The 16481-nt window shown below is 60.1% G+C and carries 17 protein-coding genes; 7 read left to right on the forward strand and 10 right to left on the reverse strand.

What is annotated here, in order from left to right:
• Positions 1-17 precede the first annotated feature (17 nt).
• The 4 genes from GKA01_RS04805 to GKA01_RS04820 form a co-directional block, all read right to left on the reverse strand.
• Positions 18-1469: a S41 family peptidase gene (locus GKA01_RS04805; protein ID WP_146859755.1), complete on the reverse strand. Its 1452-nt coding sequence runs from the start codon at positions 1467-1469 to the stop codon at positions 18-20.
• Positions 1470-1598: 129 nt separating this feature from the next.
• Complete coding sequence (locus GKA01_RS04810) at positions 1599-2897, reverse strand: murein hydrolase activator EnvC family protein (protein ID WP_146859757.1); 1299 nt, start codon at positions 2895-2897, stop codon at positions 1599-1601.
• Positions 2884-4416: a 2,3-bisphosphoglycerate-independent phosphoglycerate mutase gene (gene gpmI / locus GKA01_RS04815; RefSeq protein WP_146859759.1), complete on the reverse strand. Its 1533-nt coding sequence runs from the start codon at positions 4414-4416 to the stop codon at positions 2884-2886. The genes GKA01_RS04810 and gpmI overlap by 14 nt, the downstream gene beginning before the upstream one ends.
• A 114-nt stretch (positions 4417-4530) precedes the next feature.
• A complete protein-coding gene (locus tag GKA01_RS04820; RefSeq protein WP_146859761.1) occupies positions 4531-4722 on the reverse strand; it encodes a CsbD family protein in 192 nt (63 codons plus the stop codon).
• A gap of 149 nt (positions 4723-4871) precedes the next feature.
• Between GKA01_RS04820 and msrB the strand changes: the two genes are divergently transcribed.
• The 3 genes from msrB to GKA01_RS04835 all read left to right on the forward strand — a co-directional run bounded on the left by msrB (position 4872) and on the right by GKA01_RS04835 (position 6292).
• Positions 4872-5288, forward strand: coding sequence for a peptide-methionine (R)-S-oxide reductase MsrB (gene msrB / locus GKA01_RS04825; RefSeq protein ID WP_146859764.1), 417 nt, complete (start codon positions 4872-4874; stop codon positions 5286-5288).
• Positions 5285-5923 (forward strand): uracil phosphoribosyltransferase, encoded by a 639-nt coding sequence (gene upp / locus GKA01_RS04830; RefSeq protein WP_146859766.1) that lies wholly within the window; start codon positions 5285-5287, stop codon positions 5921-5923. The genes msrB and upp overlap by 4 nt, the downstream gene beginning before the upstream one ends.
• A gap of 81 nt (positions 5924-6004) precedes the next feature.
• Positions 6005-6292, forward strand: a complete 288-nt coding sequence (locus GKA01_RS04835) for a DUF1330 domain-containing protein (protein ID WP_146859768.1) — start codon at positions 6005-6007, stop codon at positions 6290-6292.
• A gap of 3 nt (positions 6293-6295) precedes the next feature.
• Here GKA01_RS04835 and GKA01_RS04840 read toward each other — a convergent pair whose 3' ends face one another.
• The gene (locus tag GKA01_RS04840) at positions 6296-7522 is read right to left on the reverse strand and encodes a threonine ammonia-lyase (RefSeq protein WP_146859770.1); all 1227 of its coding nucleotides are present in this window, start codon (positions 7520-7522) and stop codon (positions 6296-6298) included.
• Complete coding sequence (gene greA / locus GKA01_RS04845; protein WP_146859772.1) at positions 7522-7995, reverse strand: transcription elongation factor GreA; 474 nt, start codon at positions 7993-7995, stop codon at positions 7522-7524. Before greA ends, GKA01_RS04840 begins: the two co-directional genes overlap by 1 nt.
• Positions 7996-8274: 279 nt before the next feature.
• Here greA and GKA01_RS04850 point away from each other — a divergent pair, with 279 nt between their 5' ends.
• Positions 8275-8481, forward strand: a complete 207-nt coding sequence (locus GKA01_RS04850) for a helix-turn-helix domain-containing protein (RefSeq protein WP_146859774.1) — start codon at positions 8275-8277, stop codon at positions 8479-8481.
• Here GKA01_RS04850 and GKA01_RS04855 read toward each other — a convergent pair.
• The 3 genes from GKA01_RS04855 to carA form a co-directional block, all read right to left on the reverse strand.
• Positions 8468-8959 (reverse strand): hypothetical protein, encoded by a 492-nt coding sequence (locus GKA01_RS04855; RefSeq protein ID WP_146859776.1) that lies wholly within the window; start codon positions 8957-8959, stop codon positions 8468-8470. The genes GKA01_RS04850 and GKA01_RS04855 overlap by 14 nt on opposite strands.
• Positions 8960-9101: 142 nt before the next feature.
• The gene (gene carB, locus GKA01_RS04860; RefSeq protein WP_146859777.1) at positions 9102-12356 is read right to left on the reverse strand and encodes a carbamoyl-phosphate synthase large subunit; all 3255 of its coding nucleotides are present in this window, start codon (positions 12354-12356) and stop codon (positions 9102-9104) included.
• Between the two features lie 3 nt (positions 12357-12359).
• Positions 12360-13739, reverse strand: coding sequence for a glutamine-hydrolyzing carbamoyl-phosphate synthase small subunit (gene carA, locus GKA01_RS04865; RefSeq protein WP_146859779.1), 1380 nt, complete (start codon positions 13737-13739; stop codon positions 12360-12362).
• A gap of 261 nt (positions 13740-14000) precedes the next feature.
• Between carA and GKA01_RS04870 the strand changes: the two genes are divergently transcribed.
• The gene (locus GKA01_RS04870; RefSeq protein WP_146859782.1) at positions 14001-14456 is read left to right on the forward strand and encodes a GatB/YqeY domain-containing protein; all 456 of its coding nucleotides are present in this window, start codon (positions 14001-14003) and stop codon (positions 14454-14456) included.
• A gap of 57 nt (positions 14457-14513) precedes the next feature.
• Here GKA01_RS04870 and GKA01_RS04875 read toward each other — a convergent pair whose 3' ends face one another.
• Positions 14514-15293, reverse strand: coding sequence for an AraC family transcriptional regulator (locus GKA01_RS04875; RefSeq protein ID WP_146859784.1), 780 nt, complete (start codon positions 15291-15293; stop codon positions 14514-14516).
• 128 nt (positions 15294-15421) lie between these two features.
• On the opposite strand from GKA01_RS04875, the gene GKA01_RS04880 reads away from it, so the two are divergent.
• Together GKA01_RS04880 and GKA01_RS13970 are read left to right on the forward strand one after the other, a co-directional pair.
• A complete protein-coding gene (locus GKA01_RS04880) occupies positions 15422-16303 on the forward strand; it encodes an NAD(P)-dependent oxidoreductase (RefSeq protein ID WP_146859786.1) in 882 nt (293 codons plus the stop codon).
• 21 nt (positions 16304-16324) lie between these two features.
• Positions 16325-16456 (forward strand): hypothetical protein, encoded by a 132-nt coding sequence (locus tag GKA01_RS13970; RefSeq protein ID WP_264788851.1) that lies wholly within the window; start codon positions 16325-16327, stop codon positions 16454-16456.
• The last annotated feature ends 25 nt before the right edge of the window (positions 16457-16481 follow it).

Here is a 16481-nt window from a genome sequence, read left to right on the forward strand (position 1 = left end):
TCCGGGATGTCCTTGAGTCAGTGATGGGCTTCGGGAGATTTCGGGGCAGTGGTCGCTTTGACTTCCGTTGCCGGGGTCGTCGCCGGAGGCGGATTGGAAATGCCAGCCATTGCGTTGATGACCTTGATGGCCTGCTGGAGCTGGAAATCCGTTGCGGGTTTCAGCACGTCGAAGGCGGGCCAGCTCGCATCAGGCATTTTTGGAATTGATTTCGCGATGGGAGGAATATCACTACGCGGCGTCTCTGCCGTGCGGTTTCCGCCGATATTCGTCAGGATATGGGACAGGTCTGCCTCACGATAACCGTAGGCGTCATCGTCCTTCGTTTCAGCGACGGGAATATCGGGCGTAATGCCCAATCCCTGAATGGAACGGCCTGAAGGCGTATAATAGCGTGCCGTCGTCAGCCGCACCGCGCCCTGATCGCCGATGGGGATGAGGGTCTGAACGGAGCCCTTTCCAAAGGTCTTCTCACCAAGGATAATGGCCCGATGATGGTCCTTGAGAGCGCCTGCCACGATTTCACTGGCTGACGCGGATCCGCCATTGGTCAGGACAACGATGGGCAGACCATTGGTGATGTCCGTTCCTTTTGCGTCCCAGCGCTGGTTGTTTTCGGCATGGCGACCACGAATGGAGACGATTTCGCCGTCTTTAATGAAATCATCGGCAACCGCGATCGCCTGATCGAGCTTGCCTCCCGGGTTGGAGCGCAGATCAAGGATGATTCCGGTCAGCTTTCCGCCGGGGGCTTTCGTAGCCTGCGTCTTCAGCTTGTCGAAAGCGGTGTGCATGGCGCCTTCAAGATCGTCATCGAATTCGGTCAGACGGATATAGCCTGTGCTTCCATACAGTGCAGACTTCACGATCTGCACATGAACGATCTCGCGGGTCATGTCGAAGGTGAGCGTCTTGCCGGTCTTGGGGCGTACGACCGTCAGACTGATTTTCGTTCCCGGATCTCCGCGCATTTTCCGGACAGCCTGATCGAGTGACAGGTCATCAATGCTCTTGTGATCCACCATGGTGATGAAGTCGCCAGACTGGATGCCCGCGCGCGCGGCAGGGGTCCCATCGATCGGTGAAACCACCCGGACATGTCCGGATTCTCCCTGTACTTGAAGTCCCAGGCCGCCAAATTTCCCGGAAATCTCGGTTTGCATGTCATGGAACTGCGCCGCAGTCATGTAGGAGGAATGCGGATCGAGATTGCCGACCATCCCATCAAGGGCGTTATTGATCAGGTCCTTGTCAGAGACGGGATGGACGTATTCCGCCTTCACGACATCCATCACCGTTCCCAGCAGCGTCAGCAGGCGTACGGTTTCGGCGCTGTTGTCATGGGAGATTTCACGGGCGAGAGCGGCCCCCGGAAAGTCGCCGGAGCCCGCGAGACGCAGGACGCCCGGTCCGATGGCCAGTCCGGCCAGAAAGGCGGTGCCCAGCAACAGGCTACTGCGAAACTTCATGTGATCTCCATCCTTGGAAACGAAGGAACGTGCTGGCCCGTCGTCGCTGTTCAGGCAGACTAGGCCGGTTCTGGTTGCCAAATTACTAAGGAATGATCCTACAAGCTCAGAGGCGCTCGGCAAACCGGATCAGAGGAAGGGAGCGGGGCTGATGACCTGCGTGCCGTGCCGGAGCTGGACGAAGAGCATTGCGGATGTAGGCGGCATCTGGCCAAGTGTGGCGGCTTTCCTGATGCTTTCGCCGCCTGAAACGCTGAGTTGACCCAGTCCTGAAAGGACAAAACGATAATTTCGACCGCAGTTCAGAATTAGCATCTGCCCAAAAGAGCGGAATGGCGCAGCAAATTCGACTCGGCCCGTACAGGGAGCCTGTACGGAGGATGAGGGAACGGCAACATAGGTTATTCCTGTGGAAGGGCCCGCCTCGGTCGTCTGGCCCCAGCGGATGGCAATGTGCCCCGAAACTGGGGCGTGACTGCCTGTGGTGGAGACACCGTCGCCTGTTGAAGTCAGGGCGGATGCCTGCGAACGAACATGTCGGGCGCGTTCAAGCTGGTGTTGGCGGATTAGCGCGGCAGCTTCCTTTTCGAGTTGCGCGCGCGCTTGAGCTTCCTGTCGCACCAGACCTTCAATCTCGGACGAGAGTTCGGCTGCGGACTGCGTAGCCTCGGCAACGGCTTTGCGAGCCTGTTCGGCATCCTGTTCCGCAACGGCTTCTTTCCGTGCCGCAACCCGGGTTCTGGCGGCGGCGGCGTTCCGTTCAAGAGTCTGTTGCGCGAGCAGGTCGGCAAGTTTGCTCTGGCGGTCTTTTAGTTTTGCGCTGATCGTCTGGAGTTCGTCTTCCCGGGACTGGAGCGTTTGGGCGCGCTGGCGGGTGAGGCGGGAAAAGCCTCCGAGAATGGACAGGGCCGTAACGCTCTCCGACGCGGTCTCCGGGGAGGCCAGAAGCGCTACGTCGGGAGCAATGGAAAGTCGGGCCGCGATCGGAAGCAGTGGCTGAAGCGCCGCGTTCTGACGTTTGATGTCGGCTTCGACGGAGGCCTGCCGGTCCATCAGTTCCGCGATGCTGGTTCTGAGGGCCGTAATACGGGTTCGGGTCGTATCAACTGCGGACTGTGCAGTGTGAGTCTGTGTCGTGAACGCACGGGTGCGGGCGCTGTCCTGACGGGCCTTTGTTTCAGCCTGCGCGGAGGCGAGCTGTTTTGCGTGCAGCTTTGCGGCCTCGTCAGCCTGTCGTTTTTCCAGAGCACGACGCGCGGCCTGAGCTCTGGCGAGCGCTTTCTGTCCATCGCTGGGATGGACAGAAGCCGGTTTCTTCGCCGGTTTCGCCGTTTGATGGATATGCCGTGAAGCAGGATGCGCTGTCGCCCGGACGGGCGACAGGATCAGGAGAACCGGCAGCAGGAAGCGTGAGTCAGGCGCCTTCAAGCAGGGAGACACCCGTCATCGCCTCAGGCTGCCTCAGGCCCATGAGAGCCAGCATGGTCGGCGCCAGATCGGCGAGGCGCCCGTCATGGATGGTATGATCATTCGCATGCGCCAGAATGACCGGAACGACATTCAGCGTGTGAGCGGTATGCGCGCCACCGGTGACGGGATCACGCATGGTTTCGCAGTTGCCGTGATCTGCTGTTACGAGAAGGGTACCGCCAGCCTTGATGATGGCGGCACTGATCCGTCCCAGTCCCTGATCCACTGTCTCGCAGGCCTTGATGGCGGCGGGGAGGGAGCCTGTATGGCCGACCATGTCCGGGTTGGCGAAATTCAGCACGATCATGTCGAATTTGCCGCTCTCGATAGCGGCAACGGCTTTGTCTGTCAGTTCCGGAGCGGACATTTCGGGTTGCAGATCATATGTCGCGACTTTGGGTGAGGGGACCAGAATACGTTCTTCCCCTGCGAACTGGACTTCGCGTCCTCCGTTCAGAAAGTAGGTGACGTGCGGGTATTTTTCAGTCTCCGCCATGCGAAGCTGCGTCCGGCCTGCTTTTGAAACCACGTCTCCCAAAAGATCGTCCAGCGACTCCTTTGCAAACAGAACGCTCATATGGGGTGCAAGATGATCGGAATAGCGGGACATCCCGCAAACTGCCGAGAATTTTACGCTGCGGCCGCTCTCATATTCGGCAAAATCGGGAAGGACGAGAACGTCCAGAAGCTGGCGGATGCGGTCGGCGCGGAAATTGCACGCAAGAATTCCGTCTCCGTCCTTCATGCCCGTATAATTTCCAAGGACAGTCGGCAGGACGAATTCATCGCCTTTATCTGCCTCATAGCTGGCCTGAAGAGCGGACAGCGCATCGGGAGCGTGAGGACCTTTCGCATCGCGAATGGCGTCGACCGCAAGTGCGACACGATCCCAGCGGCGATCCCGGTCCATTGCGTAATAACGTCCGCTGAGTGTCGCGACCTGCACGGCGGAGGGCAGATCTTTCAGGAACTGTCCGATGAAGTTTTCGCCCGAGCGGGGAGGGGTATCGCGGCCGTCACTGAAGATATGTACGGCGACAGGAACGCCGGCCGCACTCATGATTTTTGCCAGGGCGACCACATGGTCCTGATGAGCATGGACGCCGCCCGGGGAGATCAGCCCCATCAGGTGGCAGGTGCCCCCGGAGGCTTTCAGCGAGGTGATGTAATCCAGAAGAACCGGGTTGCGTGCCAGGGATCCATCCCGGGCGCTGCGGGAAATGCGGGGTAGTTCCTGCATGACCACGCGACCGGCACCGATGTTCAGATGCCCGACTTCAGAATTTCCCATCTGCCCCTCGGGCAGGCCGACATCTTCGCCACAGGTTTTCAGAAATGCATGGGGACACGTTGCCCAAAGATGGTCGAAGGTCGGAATATTGGCGAGACGGACCGCATTGTCGCTTGAGTCCTCACGCCATCCGAAGCCATCGAGAATGACCAGCATAACGGGGCGGGGGGTTGGTAAGGTGGACATCGTCTGTCTCCTGCCGAAAGGAGGGATGAAAATATTTCCCATCATGCCATCATTCCCCACAAAAGCGAACGCCCGCCATGAAGGCGGGCGCTGACTTTGACCGGAATGCGGAACTTAAAGCTTGTCGATGCCGCTCTTGACCGCATCCTTGGCGTCGCCAATGGTTTTCTGGGCCTTGCCCTTGATGTTCTGGGCTACGCCCTCAGCTTCAAGTTCCTTGTCGTTTGTTGCATGACCAACCTCTTCCTTGACCTTGCCGACAACCTGGTTTGCAACGCCCTTGATTTTGTCTTCGATGGAACTCACGGTCGGATCCTTTCGATCTTGATGTTGTGCATCTTTTAACGGATCTCGCCTCGCCGGGTTGCGTCGTGACAGTTTAAGATGCGTGACAAACTGCGGTGGCGCTTTCATACATCGTCAGAACACGCCTTTCAGATTTCGGGAGATCCACCATGACGCAGAGTTGCGGCCCGAACGGGCAGATCACTGGCGGTTGCGGCATTGGCCTGACGCCGGAGCAGCGGCGTATCCTTCATGAACATGGAACCGAGCGCCCTGGCTCCAGCCCCCTCAATGACGAGAAGCGGGCAGGGATCTATGCCTGTGCCGCCTGCGGACGAGAGCTTTTTGCTTCGGAAGCGAAATATGAGAGCGGCAGTGGGTGGCCTTCTTTCTTCCAGGCACTGCCGGGTGGTGTCGAAACAACGCAGGACAGCCGATATGGCATGGTCCGCACTGAAGTCCACTGCGCGAACTGCAAGGGGCATCTGGGGCATGTTTTTCCCGATGGCCCGCCGCCTACGGGACTTCGTTACTGTATGAACGGTCTGGCGCTCGATTTCCGCCCGGCCGAAGGAGAAAAAATATGAGCAAGGCGCTGCCGCCTATCGTTCTCGATCATCCGCTGGTGCGCCATAAACTGACCCGTTTGCGCGATCACAATACGTCCACGGCCGGCTTCCGCTGCCTGACAAGAGAACTCAGTCTCCTGTTGGCCTATGAGGCCACTCGTAGCCTGTCGCTGGTGCCGCGTCACATCGAGGCGCCGAGCGGTCCCATGGAGGGTGAGGAACTGGACGGAAAAAAGCTGTGTTTTGTCTCCATCCTCCGCGCCGGTAATGGTCTGCTGGATGGCATGCTGGATCTGGTGCCGTCTGCGCGCGTGGGGCATATCGGTCTGCGCCGCGATCACGAGACGCTGGAAGTCAGTGAATACTACTTCAACATGCCCAGTGATGTTCCGGGACGGACATGCATCGTGCTTGATCCGATGCTGGCAACAGGGCACTCCGCTGCCGCTGCGCTGACTCGGGTGAAGGCCGCCGGAGCGACGAACCCGATTTTTGCCTGTCTGCTGGCCGTGCCGGAAGGGATTGCCCATATGGCCGAACTGCACCCGGACGTGCAGATCGTGACGTGTTCCATCGACAGTCATCTGGACGAACATGGTTATATTGTCCCGGGTCTCGGGGATGCCGGGGATCGTCTGTTCGGCACCCGCTGAGGCTGTTGCACACGCTCTTGTGTGCTGAAATGTTAGCGGTTTTGTGGCGGGTATGGACGCTCATCCAGAAGGAAGAATTCCATGCCTGCCTACGCGCTGTTCATTCGTGAAAAACTGGCCGATCCGGCTGAATTCAAAAAATATTCGGAAGTGGTGGCTGAAACCTTCAAAGGGTTTCCGGCCAAAATTCTTGCAGCTTATGGCAAGCAGGAAAAGCTTGAGGGCACGGAGCCTGACGGCGTGGTGATTATTGAATTTCCAGATGCGGCCTCGGCCCGGGCCTGGTACGAAAGCCCGGCCTATCAGAAAGCAGCCGAGCATCGCTGGAAGGCCGGGCCCTACAATGTCGTGATCGTGGACGGTGTCTGAGACTTAGTCCCGCCGGACGATATAATGCCGCGCCAGATCGGTTTCGATCTGGTGGGCATGTTCGGTGTCGCGGGCTTCCACCATCACCAGCAGTTCGGCCGTCTGAACCGAGGGGGACGCGAAAAGGCGGTGATGGGACACCTCAATGATGTTGCCGCCATAATTGCCGATACGGGCCGAGATGTCCGCCAGCATTCCCGGACGATCGGGGATCTGGAAGATCAGCCGCAGGATGCGTCCGTCCCGGAGCAGGGAGCGCAGGATCGTATTGGCGAGAATGCGGGCGTTGATGTTGCCGCCCGAAAGCGGGAGGGCGACACGGCGGCCTGTGAACAGCTCCGGATAGGCCAGCACGGCAGCGAGGCCGGTAGCGCCTGCCCCTTCACAGACCTGCTTGGCTTTTTCTGCAAGTGTCGTGATGGCGCTTTCGACTTGAAGCTCGCTTACGACAAGGATTTTTGAAATCCGGTTGCGGAAGGCGTTCAGGCAGTGATCGCCCAGTTTCGTGACGGCAATGCCTTCCGCGATGGTTGACCCGCCCAGCGTCGGTCCGTCTTCCTGCGGAAAATTCGACAGGGACGCATAGGCTTCGACCTGTACGCCGATCACCTCGACATCCGGACGCAACGCAGCCATGACAGTGGCAAATCCACCGATCAGTCCGCCGCCGCCAACTGGTACGACAACCGTGTCGATCTCCGGGGCGTCCTGCAATAGTTCAAGAGCTGCCGTGCCCTGCCCGGCAATGACGGCCGGATCGTTGAACGGATGAACGAGCACCCGTCCGTCCTGCTTCTGAAGCTCTGCGGCGGTCTCACTGGCCTGTGCAAAGTCATCACCTGCGAGCACCACGTTCGCGCCCCAGGCTTGCGTTGCCGCGACCTTGGTGGCGGGCGTGAAGCGCGGCATGACGATGGTGGCATCAATGCCAAGAAGACTGGCCTGACGGGCTACACCCTGTGCGTGATTGCCTGCCGAGACGGTAATGACGCCGCGGGCCCGCTCTTCCGGCGTCAGGAGGGCCATTTTGTTGGCCGCTCCGCGCTCCTTGAAGGAGCCGATCGCCTGAAGGTTCTCGAGCTTGAGCGTAATGTCCGCGCCCGTCAGGCGGGACAGGGCGGGACAGGCAATTGTCGGCGTACGAACCACAGTGGATGCGATGCGCTTATGGGCGCTTTCGATATCCGCAATGGTCACGACAGGGGGTGTGGACGTCAGGACGTCAGACATCAGCGATATGCGACCTTGAGGATTTCGTAGCTCCTGTCGCCACCGGGAGCGGGGACAGAGACGGTATCACCGACATCCTTGCCGATCAGCGCCTTGGCGAGGGGGGAAGAAATCGAAATCAGGCCCTGCTTGATGTCAGCTTCATGGACGCCGACGATCTGGTAAAGCGCTTCCTTGTCGGTTTCTTCGTCAACAAGTTCGATATGGGCGCCAAAGCGGACGCGGGTACCGGTTAGGGTGGAAGGATCGATCACTTCGGCATTGGAAATGATGCTCTCGAGTTCCAGGACCCGACCTTCGATGAAGGACTGGCGGTCGCGGGCAGCGTGGTATTCGGCGTTTTCGGACAGGTCGCCATGTTCACGGGCTTCTGCGATGGCGCGGATGACGGCCGGGCGGTCGACGCTCTTGAGAGTCCGCAGTTCGTCTTCGAGACGCTGCTGCCCCTTCGCGGTCATGGGGATCTTCTGCACTCTGAAATCCTCGGGAAAAATCATTGCGTCTGAATGCGCATAAGCATCGAATAGTAAGGTTTTTCGGGGATTTTTACAAGGGTTAGAAAAATAGTTATCGAAAAACAATAATTCTATTGTCAGGACGGCAAAACTTTGTTTTTATCGAAAAACAATAAATACCTAAAGGGCATCGCGGACCATGGACACCTGTGCTTCGGTCGCGCAAAAAGACCGCCATGCTCTCAGGGAGCTGCGGAGTGGGGCGCAACCCTGAAGCGAATTGGACGAGGTTATCTAATGCCCATTTACGTCAATCTGGATGCGCTCCTGCGGGAGCGAGGCATGACCCTGACCGAACTGTCGGAACGTGTCGGTCTGACGTTGGCCAATTTGTCCATTCTCAAGACCGGAAAAGCCAAGGCGGTCCGGTTTTCCACGCTTGAGATGATCTGTCAGGTGCTTGAATGTCAGCCTGGTGACATTCTGACGTTCAGCGAGGAGTGAGCGGTCTTTGTGATACCCGCAGCCATGCAAAGGCCGCGGCCAGTCCCGCAAGGAAGAATACTGACATTTTCAGGCTGATCAGGAAACGCCGTCCAAGACCGATATGCACGGACGTCTCGTTTGTATCCCACAGATCGGGAACGCCAAACGCATGGGGATTGTTGCTGTGGATGACGCCATGGGACAGGTAATGTCGCATCAGTTCATGTGACGACAGGACGCCCTGATGGAAATGGGCGAGCGTCAGGGTAATGCACAGAACGGATAATGCGGCAGGGCCTGCGCGAAAAAAAGCTCCGTTGCGGCAGCGCCATACCAGTTTTGCCTGAAGAGCCAGAACGGCCACAAAGAAAATCAGCAGGAGCGGGGTCGGAAGCGTCAGCCAGATTCCGATTTCGACGGCAAAGATTGCAGCTGCCGAGATATAAAATGTCAGATCGGTTGGCAGGGGAAAACCATCGAGCGCGTTCTTGATCATATCGCAGATCCTGAAATTCCGCCCCATGACGGTCTGCCTCAGACTTTAACGTCTTTGCGGGGATGGTAACAGCGCTGAAAGACGTGCCGGGACCGCTTTTCAGTATTCTTGAAAAAGTGGCCCCGGATAGAATCCTGAAGGTTTAGAATGTGCCTTTGAAGTAGGACTGAAGGGGGGCCACGCCCAGATTGTCTTCCTTCAGGACCGCGATGGCATAGGTCGCCGCACGGGCGCCTGCGATCGTGGTGTAATGCGGGATGCCCATGGTCAGGGCGCTGCGACGGATTTCGTAGCTGTCCTGTGCGGCCTGACCTCCCTGTGAGGTGTTGATGACCATTTGTACGTCGCCCGAGCGGATAGAATCCACACAGTTCGGACGCCCCTGCATCACCTTGTTCACGCGTTGTACGGGAATATCGGCGTCTTCCAGACGGGACGCCGTGCCGCTGGTGGCGAGGATGTTGAAGCCCATGGCGACCAGCTTGCGGGCGAGAGGCTGGACATGCGCCTTGTCGCTGTCACGCACGGACAGGAACACCGTGCCCGCAAGCGGCAGCGTGACGCCAGCGGCAAGCTGGGACTTTGCAAAGGCGCGCTCGAAGCTGGAATCCAGCCCCATGACTTCACCCGTGGAGCGCATTTCCGGGCCGAGGATCGTGTCGGCATTGGCAAAGCGATGGAACGGGAACACGGCTTCCTTGACCGCGACATGCGGAGAGACTGCACCACCATCGAGCTTGAACTCAGTGAGCTTCGCGCCTGCCATGACGCGCGCGCCGATCTTCGCAACCGGAACGCCCGTGGCCTTGGCGACGAACGGTACGGTCCGCGAGGCGCGCGGGTTCACTTCAAGAACGAAGACTTCCTGATCCTTGATGGCGTACTGGACGTTCATCAGGCCGCGGATGCCCAGTTCGCGGGCCATGGCTTCGGTCTGGGAACGCAGTTCCGTCACCAGCGCGGGGGAGAGCGTGTAGGGCGGCAGGGAGCAGGCGGAGTCACCGGAATGGATGCCAGCTTCTTCGATATGTTCCATGACGCCTGCGACATAGACGTTCTCGCCGTCGCAGATGCAGTCCACGTCTGCTTCGATGGCATCGTTGAGATAGTGGTCGAGCAGGACAGGGCCGGTCGAGACTTCCGGGCCCGCGGCGCGCAGGACTTCGTTGAGGTAGCGCTTGAGGCCCGGCTTGTCATAGACGATTTCCATCGCGCGACCGCCAAGGACGTAGGACGGGCGGGCGACGACCGGGTAGCCGACTTCTTCCGCGATGGCTTCGGCTTCCGCCGGGCTGCGGGCGATGCCGTTGCGGGGCTGACGCAGGCCCAGTTTGCGGAGCATGGTCTGGAAGCGCTCGCGGTCTTCGGCGCGGTCGATCGCGTCCGCAGGTGTGCCGAGCAGGGGGATGCCAGCGTCTTCCAGGGCGCGGGACAGCTTAAGTGGGGTCTGGCCGCCATACTGCACGATGCAGCCCAGCACCTTGCCGCCTTTTGCTTCTGTGCGGATCAGAGCGATCACGTCCTCGGCGGTCAGGGGCTCGAAATACAGGCGGTCCGAGGTGTCGTAATCGGTGGAGACCGTCTCGGGATTGCAGTTGACCATGACCGTTTCGAAACCGGCTTCGCGCAGGGCGTAGGCGGCGTGGACGCAGCAATAATCGAACTCAATGCCCTGACCGATACGGTTCGGGCCGCCACCGAGAATGATGATCTTGTCGCGGTTCGTCGGGCGGCTTTCGCATTCCGGTGTGCCGAACCCGCCTTCATAAGTCGAGTACAGATAGGGCGTGTCGGAAGCGAATTCGGCGGCGCAGGTGTCGATCCGGCGATAGACCGGCGTGACAGCCAGTTTTTCACGCAGGGCTGCAACGTCCGTGACGCTCTGGCCGGAAAGACGTGCGAGCTGGACGTCCGAGAAGCCCTGGGCCTTGAGACGGCGCAGGTTGTAGGCGTCCTGCGGCAGGCCGTTCTTTTCGATCTCGCGCTCGGAGGCCACGATGTCTTCGAGTTGGCGGAGGAACCAGGGCTCGAACTTGCAGGCCGCGTTGACCTGCTCGACCGAAAGTCCGGCGCGCAGGGCCTGTGCGGCCATCAGGATGCGCTCGGGGCGTGGCTCGGCCAGGGCGGCGAGATAGGCGTCGTGCGAACCGTCGCCGGGGGCTTCGACCGGGTCGAGCCCGGTGAGGCCCGTTTCCATTGAGCGCAGGCCCTTCTGGATTGCTTCGGCGAAGGAGCGGCCGACCGACATGGCTTCACCGACCGACTTCATGGACGTCGAGAGGAGCGCCGGGGAGCCGGGGAACTTCTCGAAGGTGAAGCGGGGGATCTTGGCGACGACATAGTCGATCGTCGGCTCGAAGGAAGCCGGGGTCGTTTTGGTGATGTCGTTTTTGAGTTCGTCCAGCGTGTAACCGACGGCCAGCTTGGCGGCGATCTTGGCGATCGGGAAGCCGGTGGCCTTTGAGGCAAGTGCGGAAGAACGGGAGACGCGCGGGTTCATCTCAATGACGACCAGACGGCCATCGGCCGGGTTGACGCCGAACTGCACGTTGGAGCCGCCGGTCTCGACACCGATCTTGCGCAGGCACGCGATCGAAGCGTCCCGCATCCGCTGGTATTCCTTGTCGGTCAGCGTCAGGGCGGGAGCGACGGTGATGGAGTCACCGGTATGGACGCCCATCGGGTCGATGTTTTCGATGGAGCAGATGATGATGCAGTTATCCGCAGTGTCGCGGACCACTTCCATCTCGTATTCTTTCCAGCCGAGAACGGACTCTTCGATCAGGACTTCGGTCGTGGGAGATGCATCGAGGCCGCCCGTGACGATCTGGTCGAATTCCTCGCGGTTATAGGCGATGCCGCCACCCGCGCCACCCATGGTGAAGGACGGGCGGATGATGGCGGGCAGGCCGACATCGGCCAGTGCCGTGCGGGCTTCTTCAAGCGTATGGGCGATGGTGCTGCGGGGGCTTTCGATCCCGATCTCGTCCATGGCTTCGCGGAATTTCTGGCGGTCTTCCGCGCGGTCGATGACTTCGGCGTCCGCGCCAATCAGTTCTACGTTGTGCTTTTTGAGGAAGCCGGACTTGTCGAGCGCCATGGCGGCGTTCAGGGCTGTCTGGCCGCCCATCGTCGGCAGGACGGCGTCGGGCTTTTCCTTGAGGATGATGCGCTCGACGAATTCCGGGGTGATCGGCTCGATATAGGTCGCATCCGCCAGACCGGGATCGGTCATGATGGTGGCGGGGTTCGAGTTGATCAGGATGACGCGATAGCCTTCCTCGCGCAAAGCCTTGCAGGCCTGTGCGCCGGAGTAATCGAACTCGCAGGCCTGTCCGATGACGATCGGGCCGGCGCCGATGATCAGGATGGACTTGATGTCTGTCCGTTTTGGCATGGCTCAGGCTCCTGCTTTGGCGCGACGGTCCATGACCGCGACGAAACGCTCGAAAAGATAGAAACTGTCGGACGGGCCGGGGCTCGCCTCGGGGTGGTACTGGACGGAGAAGGCGTCTTTCGTGGTCGACGCGATGCCTTCGTTGGAGCCGTCGAACAGGCTCACATGCGTCACCTTCACGTCGGCGGGCAGGGACTTCTCGTCCACAGCGAAGCCGTGGTTCTGGCTGGTGATTTCCACGCGTCCGGTCTCGACGTCCTTGACCGGCTGGTTCGCGCCGCGATGGCCACGCTCCAGCTTGTAGGTCTTGCCGCCCAGCGCCTGTGCGAGAAGCTGGTGGCCGAGGCAGATGCCGAAGACAGGGACGTTCGCGTCCAGCACCGTGCGAATGGCGGGGACGGCATAGGTGCCGGTCGCGGCCGGATCGCCGGGGCCGTTGGAGAGGAACACGCCTTCGGGCTTGAGTTCCAGAATTTCTTCGGCGGTGGCCGTGGCGGGCAGAACGGTGACGTCACAGCCGGCGGTCACGAGGCAGCGCAGGATGTTGTCCTTGGCGCCATAGTCCATGGCGACAACGCGGCGACGGTTTTCGGTTCGGGCCGGGCGGGTGGTTTCCCACACGCCTTCGCTCCAGACCCGCTTGGGCTGTGTCACCTCTTTGGCGAGGTCCATGCCTTCGAGGCCGGGCCACTGGCGGGCACGGTTCAGTAGGCTGTCCGTGTCGATGCGGCCGTTTTCCGGGAAGGCGAGGATGGCGGTCTGTGGACCGTTGTCGCGCAGGGTGCGGGTGATGGCGCGGGTATCGACGCCGCTGATGCCCGCACGATTGTGCTGCTTCAGCCATGCCGCGAGGGGTTCATGCGAACGCCAGCTTGCAGGGGCAGTGATGTCTTCCTTCACGACGGCACCGAGCGCGGCCATTTTCGGGGCCTCGTTGTCATCGGCGTTCGTGCCGACATTGCCGATATGCGGGAAGGTGAAGGTCACGATCTGTCCGGCGAAGGACGGGTCTGTCAGGGTTTCCTGATAGCCGGTCATGCCGGTGGAGAAGCACAGTTCACCGACGGCGCCATCGGTGTGGGCGCCGAAGCCGCGGCCCCACAGGACTGTCCCGTCTGCAAGGACAAGGGCGGCGTTAGCGCCGGGAGGGCAGGGATTGGACACGTCCGTCTCTCTTTCTTGTTCTTGTGGGGTTTCAGTCGTGGTGAGGTCTGCTGTCAGATCCTGCAGGGCGATTCCCGGCACGCGTAGCAAGGCGGGCCAGTGTTTGGTCGGGACCATGCGGGACTGGCGCCATTTGCGGACGGCTTCGAGTCCGACGCCGGCGAGAGCGGCGATTTCGTCCGCGCCTCCGGCTTTTTCAATGATTCTGTCGATGTCCATGGTCGCCCCGTTGCTGGCTGCCGGATGTCCTTCTGGGGCCTCTGAATACGGGATCGGAAACGGAATGGGAAGTTTTTTCCCATTGCACGTTCTGCATGCCGGGAACGGGTGGGAAGTTTTTTCCGAATGGCTTGTTTCGTGTGCTGGGAGGCTGCCGGATTGTTGCAATTCAGGTTCTGTGCGATTTTGCCGCCATTCACGGAAAGAGGGATGGCTCGCCGAGGGAGTTTCCTGCGGGCCGTCCAATGAAGGAGAACGGCGATGTCGCTTCGCAAGCAGATCATGGATGACCTCAAGACGGCGATGAAGGCCGGTCAGTCCGAGACGGTGGCGCAGATCCGCGGGATCACGGCCAAGATCAAGGATCTGGACGTTGCGGCCCGTGCCAAGACGGGCGAAGTGACGGATACGGATATCATTTCCGCCCTGCGCTCCATGATCAAGTCCCGCACGGAATCTGCCACGATGTATCGTGAGGGTGGCCGTCCGGAACTGGCGGAAAAGGAAGAAGGTGAGATCGCGACGATCAAGTCGTATCTTCCGCCGGAACTTGATGAGGCTGCTCTGAAGGCTGGGATTGCCGAAGCGGTGCAGAAGACCGAAGCGGCTGGGATGAAGGACATGGGCAAGGTCATGGCGGCGCTGAAGGAGCGTTTTGGTGCGGATCTGGACCCTGCGAAGGCCAGCGCGCTTGTGAAGGCGCATCTCTCGGCCTGATCTGTCGATCAGTTGCAGGATGGAAAGCCGCTCCTTCGGGGGGCGGCTTTTCTGTTTTCAGGGTGTTCGGCAGAGTCTGGCGTAATCGCCGGGGCGATAGCCGGTGTGTCTGTGAAAGGCGGAGGCGAAAGCGCCGGGGCTTTCATAGCCAACATCCAGGGCGACACTGGCCACGCTGTCGCCCCGCGCCAGTTTTTTTTGCGCGTTGAGAATGCGTAGACGCTGTCGCCAGACCGAGAACGGAAGTCCCGTCTCAAGCGTGAAGTGGCGGACGAAGGAGCGCAGCGACATGGCGGACAGTTCGGCCCAGTCTTTCTGTGCTCTTGGGTCCGCAGGGTTGTCGCCGAGCGCGCGTGCGACACGGCAGAGCTTCTCGCTTTTCGGAAGAGGCAGCGAGACGGAGGTTCGTGGAGCGGAAAGAAACTCATGCCAGAAGCTCTCCGCCAGACGGCTGATCTGCGTGTCCCAGCGCATTTCGTCGGCATCGCGCGAGAGACGTTCGGCCAAGGCCGTGAGGAGACGTGTGCCGTCTGCGAGAAAAGGTCTGCCGGGCAGATCGATGCAGCGCGCCGGGCTGACATACAGGCTCCAGATGGCGACGGCTCCGTGAGAGGAGGCATTGTGCGCGATCTGCGGTGGGAGCCACAGGCACTGGCCGGGGCCGATCAGCCAGTAGGCGTGTTCGGTGTGGACGGCCATGACGCCCTGCTCAATTCCAAAAATCTGTCCGCGTTCATGGGTATGGTACTCTGTGATCCGTCGTGTCTCCTGTTGGAGATGAGCGCCGAGAAGCCAGGGTGTCCCGGGTGCAGGATGATCCGCGGCAGGTGGGGTCATGAAGCGATTGGCGCACATGAGTCGAATTATGGCCTGTTGTCGCAGGAATGCCAAAATAACTTTCGCTAGAATTGTCAGGGCAGGGTCGGTTTGAAGTCCTGGAAGTATTCCGTGCAGGGAGAAGTGTCATGAAAGTCGGTTTTGTCGGTCTGGGGTCCATGGGTCATGCGATGGCCGGTCGTCTTCTGAAGGGAGGGCACGAGGTTGTCGTGACCAACCGAACGCGCGCCAAGGCAGACGATCTGCTGGCTCAGGGTGCTGTTTTTGCCGAGACACCCGCCGAGGTCGCCCGGCAGGTGGAGATTGTGTTCTCCATGCTGTTTGATGATGCGAGTACGGAAGAAGTCGTGTTCGGGGAGCATGGCATTGCCTCGGGGCTCGCGCCCGGTGCCATTCATGCATGCAGCAGCACCCTGTCTCTGGCGCAGGCGCGTCGTCTCAAAGACGGGCATGCGGAGCGGGGGCAGGTTTACGTCAGTGCCGCGGTCCTCGGGCGCCCTCCTGCAGCACAGGCCGGAGAACTGTTCGTGATTGCGGCAGGGCAGGAGGACGCGCTTTCCCGGCTGCGGCCTCTGTTCGGGTGTTTCGGGCAGCGGGTTTTCGAGATGGGGCAGGATCCGTTGCAGGCCAACCTCGCCAAGCTGTCATTGAATTTCATGATTTTTTCGACGATCGAGCAGATGGCGGAAGTCTTTGCCATCAATGAAAAGGCAGGCACCGATCCGCACAGGATTTTCGATCTCATGACGGGCAGTTTCTATAACGCACCGGTTCACAGGAATTACGGGAAGCTGATGGTCGATCATGAGTATGACAACCCGGGCGCGCCTGTGACGCTGGGGCTGAAGGATGTGGAGATGTTTCTTAAGGCAGGAGGGGAACAGGGCGTTCCGTTGCCGTATGCTTCCATAGTGCGGGACAGGTTTCTGGGGGCGATCAGTGCCGGAGACGCGGATCGGGATTTTGTCGTCCTGCTGGAGCGGGTGAGACAGGATGGTGGCCTGAAATAAGGGTGGGGACAGGAGCGGATCATGTCGGTTCCGACACAGACAGTCATCAGGGGCATGTTTGCCAGATTTGCGGATTTTGGCTCTGATCCTGATGAACTGACGCGCGTTCTCGGCGGGTATGAGGCCGATGCCGAGCTTGGGAGTTTGCCGTAACCCGGGGCAGTGTTTGACAGCGGCG

Source organism: Gluconobacter kanchanaburiensis NBRC 103587, from assembly GCF_007988905.1.
Lineage (GTDB): Bacteria > Pseudomonadota > Alphaproteobacteria > Acetobacterales > Acetobacteraceae > Gluconobacter > Gluconobacter kanchanaburiensis.

Coding starts and splice junctions, on each gene's coding strand:
- GKA01_RS04835 (WP_146859768.1), top strand. CDS start 6,005: ATGCCTGCCTACGCGCTGTTCATTCGTGAAAAACTGGCCGATCCGGCT.
- msrB (WP_146859764.1), top strand. CDS start 4,872: ATGACGCAGAGTTGCGGCCCGAACGGGCAGATCACTGGCGGTTGCGGC.
- GKA01_RS04880 (WP_146859786.1), top strand. CDS start 15,422: ATGAAAGTCGGTTTTGTCGGTCTGGGGTCCATGGGTCATGCGATGGCC.
- carA (WP_146859779.1), bottom strand. CDS start 13,739: ATGGACATCGACAGAATCATTGAAAAAGCCGGAGGCGCGGACGAAATC.
- GKA01_RS13970 (WP_264788851.1), top strand. CDS start 16,325: ATGTCGGTTCCGACACAGACAGTCATCAGGGGCATGTTTGCCAGATTT.
- GKA01_RS04840 (WP_146859770.1), bottom strand. CDS start 7,522: ATGTCTGACGTCCTGACGTCCACACCCCCTGTCGTGACCATTGCGGAT.
- GKA01_RS04805 (WP_146859755.1), bottom strand. CDS start 1,469: ATGAAGTTTCGCAGTAGCCTGTTGCTGGGCACCGCCTTTCTGGCCGGA.
- GKA01_RS04855 (WP_146859776.1), bottom strand. CDS start 8,959: ATGATCAAGAACGCGCTCGATGGTTTTCCCCTGCCAACCGATCTGACA.
- GKA01_RS04850 (WP_146859774.1), top strand. CDS start 8,275: ATGCCCATTTACGTCAATCTGGATGCGCTCCTGCGGGAGCGAGGCATG.
- carB (WP_146859777.1), bottom strand. CDS start 12,356: ATGCCAAAACGGACAGACATCAAGTCCATCCTGATCATCGGCGCCGGC.
- GKA01_RS04875 (WP_146859784.1), bottom strand. CDS start 15,293: ATGACCCCACCTGCCGCGGATCATCCTGCACCCGGGACACCCTGGCTT.
- GKA01_RS04870 (WP_146859782.1), top strand. CDS start 14,001: ATGTCGCTTCGCAAGCAGATCATGGATGACCTCAAGACGGCGATGAAG.
- upp (WP_146859766.1), top strand. CDS start 5,285: ATGAGCAAGGCGCTGCCGCCTATCGTTCTCGATCATCCGCTGGTGCGC.
- gpmI (WP_146859759.1), bottom strand. CDS start 4,416: ATGTCCACCTTACCAACCCCCCGCCCCGTTATGCTGGTCATTCTCGAT.